The following is a 6,978-nucleotide window of genomic DNA, read 5'->3' on the forward strand; positions in this document are numbered from 1 at the left end:
GTCGGGTTTATTCCTTCACTGCTTGCTCCTCAGCAGAGCCTGTGTCCGTTTATCCCGACAAACAAATGTACTAAAAGTTTACTTGACACAGTTCGTTGTACACTCCCTCCAGCGGACACCCCAAGTAGAGCTGCGTACTACCCAAATAGACTTTATACCGGCACAAATTGACTTGCGGACGCCCCGAATAGAGCTGCGTACTATCCGAATTGACTTGCGTACTACCCAAATAGACTTTATACCGGCATGAATTGACTTGCGGACACTCCGAGTAGAGCTGCGTACTATCCGAATAGACTTGCGTACTACCCAAATAGACTTTATACCGGCATGAATTGACTTGCGTACACCCCGAGTAGAGCTGCGTACTATCCGAGTAGACTTGCGTACTACCCAAATAGACTTTATACCGGCACGAATAGATTTGCGAACCATACAATAAAAATTGCGTACGCCCCGGATGGTGCAAATATTTTTAAATGCCGGCAGGTTATTCTGATGCTGGCAGGTTTGCTGTGGGTTCTTCTTTGTTGCCATTACCCTGTGAAGCTGATAACTGTTTAAGGATACGGCTGTACGAAAACTTCTCAATAAACAATTTGTCATCTGCAAACAAACGGCTAACGATACGACAAATGCTGATAACTTCGGAATAAATGGCATTAAATTCGGTAACAGCAGCAGCGGTAACATCTTTGCGACCACCTTTAAGGGTTTCCTGGCTTACGTTAAGGGCTTCCAGTTGGTCGGCATAAGCAAGTATGCTTTCGAGGGTAGCAGCAGCAGTTCCTTTGTTTACAATTTCCTGCTTCAGGTCGGTAAGGAGGTTGGCTTTAAAGCGGAACAACATCTCGATAAGGGCTTCCTGGTTCCTGCTTTGTACTTTTTTAAAGAAATCGGTAAAGCCCAACTGTTTTAAAATTTCTTCGCGGCGAGCTTTGTTGTTTTTAAAATCTTCTTCTACCTGCACTTTTGTCTGCGAAAGTGTTTTTATCACATCAGTTTGCATGCCGATGATAAGTGCGGTGGCAGCACGCAGGTCTTTGGCACTGTCAACACCGAGATATACTTTAAAGGCATCGGCTATTTTTTTTTGCAAATCGGTAAAAAACGGGTCTTTCCATCCGCTGCGTTTTGCAATCAGGCGCTCCTTGTTACTGATGGCAGTTGTAATAATAGTATCGCAGGTAGTAAGCGCACCTGCATCGGAGCCTTTGTAAATTCGTTTCATTGTTACCATAATATTAAATTTTAATGGGTTAATAAACACAAAGGTAATAACAATTTTTTCTGTATTTAACAATGTATTCTGAATTTTTTTCTAATATTTGTATTATAGCCTGAAAATTAAAGATATAAAATTAAACCCCGACATGGTTAAAAAACCTGTAAGTAATGGAAAACAGCTTTTTACAGTATGCAAAATGTCTGCTTCGCAATGCGTAATATTGTTAAAATATTTTCTGGTAATGTATAACATCATCGGTATTGTTGGATAAAAAATAAACATGAAGAAAATTCCGATTAAAAACGATTATAAATTAATATTGCTAAAAGTAATAAACCAATACGTAACATAATTTATTTAAAAATTCTTTTAAATACCATATAACATTTTATCTGTTTTTGTATTAATAAGCGATTTATATTGATTTTTATATTTATGAGACCGATATATACGTTGTAATTCTCCAGAAAGAGCCCCCAGGTTCTTCCGGGAGAAGAAAAATATATAGCTCCTGTGGAATTATCAACACCACTAACAGATTATTTCAAAACAATCAATGATATTACTACGCAAATAATAAAAAAACAAATCCGATATAATAAATACATTTAAAAAAGTTAATTATGAGAACTAAAATCTTTTTTTTCTGTGTGCTTCTTTTTTCGATGTTTTTTGTCGTTGAAAAAGATGCTTTTTCACAGGTAATTCAAATTAATGAGTCTTTTTCGAAAGACACAACACTGACACCCTTCAGCGGGTTTAAACATCTTTATTCTCTTAAAATGAGTGGTTCTGTTCGGTTTTTTAGTGATTCAAGCCTTGTTCGCGTTGTTTTGGCAGACAATTACGGGAATCATTACCTGCTTTACGAAGCTTATCCGCTCATTACTACATCCGATAAATTTGAAATTTCGATGGTAAGTGATGAAACCTGTTACCTGGATGATATCAAGCCCGATTATTTGCGGATTGATATCATTGATGCATTCCTTGGTTTAGATAGTCTTAACCTCGACACCAATTATATAGCCAATATAAAACAGTTGCAGGCGCAGGCGAAATGGAAAAATGATTCAATAAAAATAAGGATCATGAACCAGCGTATCGCTGAAGAAAAAATGTACTGGCGGGCAGGCAGAACCTCTGTTGTGGAACGCAGTTTCCAGGAAAGAGAACAGATGTTCGGGCAGAAGCATAATTTAGCCGGATTTGATTACTACAAAGGAGGGATTTTTGAGTGTATTTGTAGCAAAGATCCTATACCAGTTACTACAGAGATTGTTAATTCATTTGATTGGAGAAACAGACATGGTGCAAATAATCCGAATTCCCCCTATTATGACAGTGATACACATGAAGGCGATTTGAAATCAGGGTGGCTTACAGAAGTACGTAATCAGGGAGATTGTGGTTCATGTTACATTTTTTCAGTTATTGCAGGATTGGAAGCAAGATTAAACATTTATTATAATACACATGATAAAAACACAAAACGGCATTATGATATTGATCTTTCGGAACAACATGTTCTCTCATGTGGTTCAGCATGGGGTTCAGATTTTACATGTAATGGGGGCTTTCCATATGGCGTTGCCAGTTGGTTAGTAAACAATAAAGTTGTAGAGGAAAATTGTTATCCTTATAAATATAGTGATGAACCATGTGATTTATGTGAAAATTATCAATCGGTTAAAAAAGTTGGGATATTGGGTTTTACAAATTTTACTTTCAGTTTATCTGATTTAAAAAAATGGTTAATAACCAATGGACCTTTGCCATGTACCTATAAAACTACAAATATAAATCATAGCATGTTGCTGATAGGTTATGATGATGTCAATATGTATGATACTGTTTATAAAGCAAGTTTTGAAGGTGATAAAGATATTATAATTGATGAAGAAAGCCCTTTGAATGGAACTATAACCTTTATTTTTAAAAATAGTTCAGGTTATAATAATCCTATGAATGAACCATTTTACGTAGTAAGCTGTAACCTTAATGAAGTTACTAATGAAATTAAGTTAAACGGTGCATTATCATTTGAAAACTTTTCGGTAGATGTTCAGTATTCGGATGAAGATGATGATGGATACTATTGGTGGGGAATAGGTCCTATTCCTACAAATATGCCTGCATCTTTCTCAAAACTTGAAGATTGTGACGATAATAATAAAAATGTGGGACCTTATAATCTTGACTCTAATTCCGGTTTACCACTATATCAATGCACCGATAATTGTGGTGAGTTACTGCCAACAATTACTTTAAACGACAGCGAGTATTCTATTGATACTAATTTTCATCTGAATAGTAGTATAATAATACCACAAAATAAAACACTTATTATAAACAGTACGGTATGGATTAACAAAGATGCTTATATTATTGTTCAACCTGGAGGTAAGTTAACTATTACGCCTGACGGAAGACTTACAACTGCTTGTAATGACCTTTGGCAAGGAATAATAGTAGAGGGAACATCTGCAGCACAATCCGAATCCGTCCAGGGACAAGTTGAGTTTACAAGTAATATTTTTAATAAGAGTGGTTCAATAGAAAATGCAATATGTGCCATAACAGCGGAAAATGGTGCTATAATTAAAGCAACCAATGCTAATTTTATAAATAACCGTACATCTGTGTATTTTACAGGTTATACAAATCTGGTTACATTAACTCAATTTACAGAAACTACATTCCAAACCGCCGGAACTTTAATAGACGGAAGCCAGCCGGAGCAGTTTGTTAAACTTGAAGACCTTACCAATTCTACCTGCATAAAATTTGAAGGTTGTGTTTTTACCGAAACCGACGCACTCAGAAAAACGAAGGGTATTTATGCCAACAATGCACGTTTTACCTGCGACCAATATGTTTCGCTGCTCAGCAAGGCTACCTCTTTTAACAATCTTCTGTACGGAATATATGCAACCACCGGTAGTTTTTCATCCGGAAGCCCGTTTACGGCAAACGAATGTGTTTTTGCAGGTAATTTCCGCGGCATATATGCCAGCGCCATTGTCGGCGCACAGATTACTTCCAATACGATGAATGTTCCATTGATTAATTCCAGTTTTGTGCCGGAAGATGGATATTCTTCTTATGGTATGTATCTGGATGGTTGTAATACTTACCATATAGAAAATAATGCTGTTGATGGAGCCCTCAATGATGAAGACCAGGTACCCGAATATGTAAAAAGCTGTGGTGCCTACATCAAAAATTCCGGTGCCAATGCCAATGAGGTTTACCGAAATACCTTCAGCGGTCTGCATTGTGGTATTGCCACCTTTGGTACTAACCGCAATGGCACCAACGAAGGATTGTGCATAAAGTGTAATACCTTTAGCCAAAATATTACCGACATAGGCGTTTACAGGGGAAGCCTTACCCTTACCACCAATATTGGTATTAAATACGACCAGGGAGTTTATAACACCACTGCAACCAGTTTTTCTGCCGGTAATATTTTTTCCTCCTCCTCCTTGTCTATCCACGAATGGGACATTGATAATACCTATTCCAATGCAGTTAGATATAACCACCATTATCTTGAGCCAGGTCTTCCAAAAATTCAGCCGGATGTAAATAAATGTTCCTCCAATATTACGATACATCAAAACCTTTTGTCATATTATACATCCTCCAGTTGTCCGGATGCATTGGATAATCTGAAAAGCAGCCCGCTTATTTCTTCCCTGAAGGAGCAAATGGTTATGGCAAATGCAAAAGCCGACAGCATAGCCGGCAGGTTGCTGCTGCTTACCGATGGAGGAAACACCGAAGCACTTGCCGAAGAAGTAACCTATAGTATTCCACCGGAAGCCTGGGATACCTATGCCAGCCTGCTTGGCAAATCGCCCTACCTGAGTGATACCGTAATGAAGATTGCAACGGCTAAGGAAGAAGTACTTAACAATGCCATGCTGCGCGATATACTAATTGCCAACCCACAGTCGGCAAAAAACGATTCCATACTCGTACTGGCACAAAACCGTTTCGTCCCCATGCCCGACAGTATGATGGCTGAGATATTGGAAGGAAAAAATATTGCAGGCGACAAGGAAATGCTCGAAATGCAACTTGCCGGGTGGAAACAAACCTATGCAACCGTTTTTAACGATTTGCTGAACATTTACCTTGCCGAAGGCAGCAGCGACAGCATAGCCGTCCTGCTTGCCGGCGACGATCGCCTTGCTTCACAATATAGCCTTGCCCTGCTCCGGTTACAAAAAGGAGAAATTACCGCTGCTGATGCGGTAATGGCAAACATTTCCCTGCAATATAACCCGCCACAGGGTGAATATCTGCAATATATTGCTTATTATAACTGCCTGAAACGTGCAGTGCAGAACAATGCCCCGCTTACCTTCGACAGCCTGCAGGTAACAAATCTGCAAAATATCATTGCTGCCGACAGCAATGATTACTTTGCCCCCACCATATTGGCACGAAATGCATTGCTTACAGCCGGAATAATTCATTATTACGAACCGGTAACTATGGATGCAGGAGTAAAATCCACTCCTGCGGGGCATGTATATGGAAATAAAAAGCCAAAGGAAACGAAAGCATATCTAAACATATATCCCAATCCCGCTGGTGATTTTATAACCATTGATTATGAGATAAAAAAAACATGTTCCAACATTAATTGTTCCGTAACAACGATGGATGGTAAAACCGTTATAAAGGAAAAACTCAATAAAGAACATGACCAGAAAATTATTTATGTAAAAACTCTCCAACAGGGAGATTACCTCATTACCTTGTATTCCGGTAATTCTGTATTATCTTCGCAAAAGTTTACCATTAAAAGGTAAACTATTCTGCCATCAATAAATCCATATGGCTGGATATAGTTTCAGCCATATGGGTTTTATAATACTATTAAAATGAAATTATGATGAAATGTCCATAAGGGCTATGCCTATACCAACCGAGAATGATTTTTTATGGATATTCCCCCGAGAAATCGGGGCAGGCTATTTGACCAATAAATTAAAAAATTAATAACACATGAAAAAGATTAACCGGTTTTATATATCAATATTCTATACATTATTTTTACTTCCGTTGAATATATGTGCTCAGGATTGGCCCAAAATATTTGGAGAGAATATACAGGCATGGAGCAGAGACATCATTGAAACATACGACAAGGGATATGTAATACTTGGTAAAGTAAATCCTGATGATATTGTTCCACGAATGTATGTATGGCCAATTAAAACCGATATAAACGGAAACCGGCTGTGGGATAAAAAAATATTCAGTCAATATTATGACTCTTATGGGAATGATATAGAACGAACGGCAGATGGCGGCTATATTATTACCGGTTCCACCTCCCGGCAGGATTCCACTGCGTTTGATGTTTTTTACATTAAATTGGATGCTTGCGGCAATAAGGAGTGGTGTAACATATTATCTACTCCCGGAAACCAGGATTATGGTGTAAAAATAAGGCAGATACCCGATGGATATATTGCGCTTGCCTCCTACCTGTATGATTGGGAAACCCAGCGGATATGGCTGGTAAAGATGGACAGCGGCGGCAATGTGCTATGGGAAAAAGTATATGCACAGCAGGATACCAATATTTTTAACGAAGAATGCCGTGGTTTGCTGGTAACCTCTGATGGAGGTTATCTTATTACCGGGGATACCTATTACCTTGAGCCAGGTGGGCATTATGGGTATGCTCATCCGCTTATCATCAAAACCGATGCGGATGGCAATGAGCA

4 protein-coding genes are annotated in these 6,978 nt (G+C 38.4%); 3 read left to right on the forward strand and 1 reads right to left on the reverse strand.

Going from position 1 to position 6,978, the window contains the following annotated elements; all coding sequences use genetic code 11:
- Positions 1 to 250: hypothetical protein (locus tag M0R21_13520; protein ID MCK9618841.1), on the forward strand; the 250-nt coding region annotated here is incomplete at its 5' end.
- Between the two features lie 240 nt (positions 251 to 490).
- Here M0R21_13520 and M0R21_13525 read toward each other — a convergent pair.
- On the reverse strand, positions 491 to 1,231 hold the full coding sequence (locus M0R21_13525; GenBank protein MCK9618842.1) for a hypothetical protein: 741 nt from the start codon (positions 1,229 to 1,231) through the stop codon (positions 491 to 493).
- Positions 1,232 to 1,851: 620 nt separating this feature from the next.
- On the opposite strand from M0R21_13525, the gene M0R21_13530 reads away from it, so the two are divergent.
- Together M0R21_13530 and M0R21_13535 are read left to right on the forward strand one after the other, a co-directional pair.
- Positions 1,852 to 6,054: a T9SS type A sorting domain-containing protein gene (locus tag M0R21_13530; GenBank protein MCK9618843.1), complete on the forward strand. Its 4,203-nt coding sequence runs from the start codon at positions 1,852 to 1,854 to the stop codon at positions 6,052 to 6,054.
- A 196-nt stretch (positions 6,055 to 6,250) separates the two neighbouring features.
- On the forward strand, positions 6,251 to 6,978 hold a 728-nt coding region (locus tag M0R21_13535; protein ID MCK9618844.1), incomplete at its 3' end, for a hypothetical protein.

The sequence above is a fragment of the Lentimicrobiaceae bacterium genome (genome assembly GCA_023227965.1).
GTDB lineage: Bacteria > Bacteroidota > Bacteroidia > Bacteroidales > JALOCA01 > JALOCA01.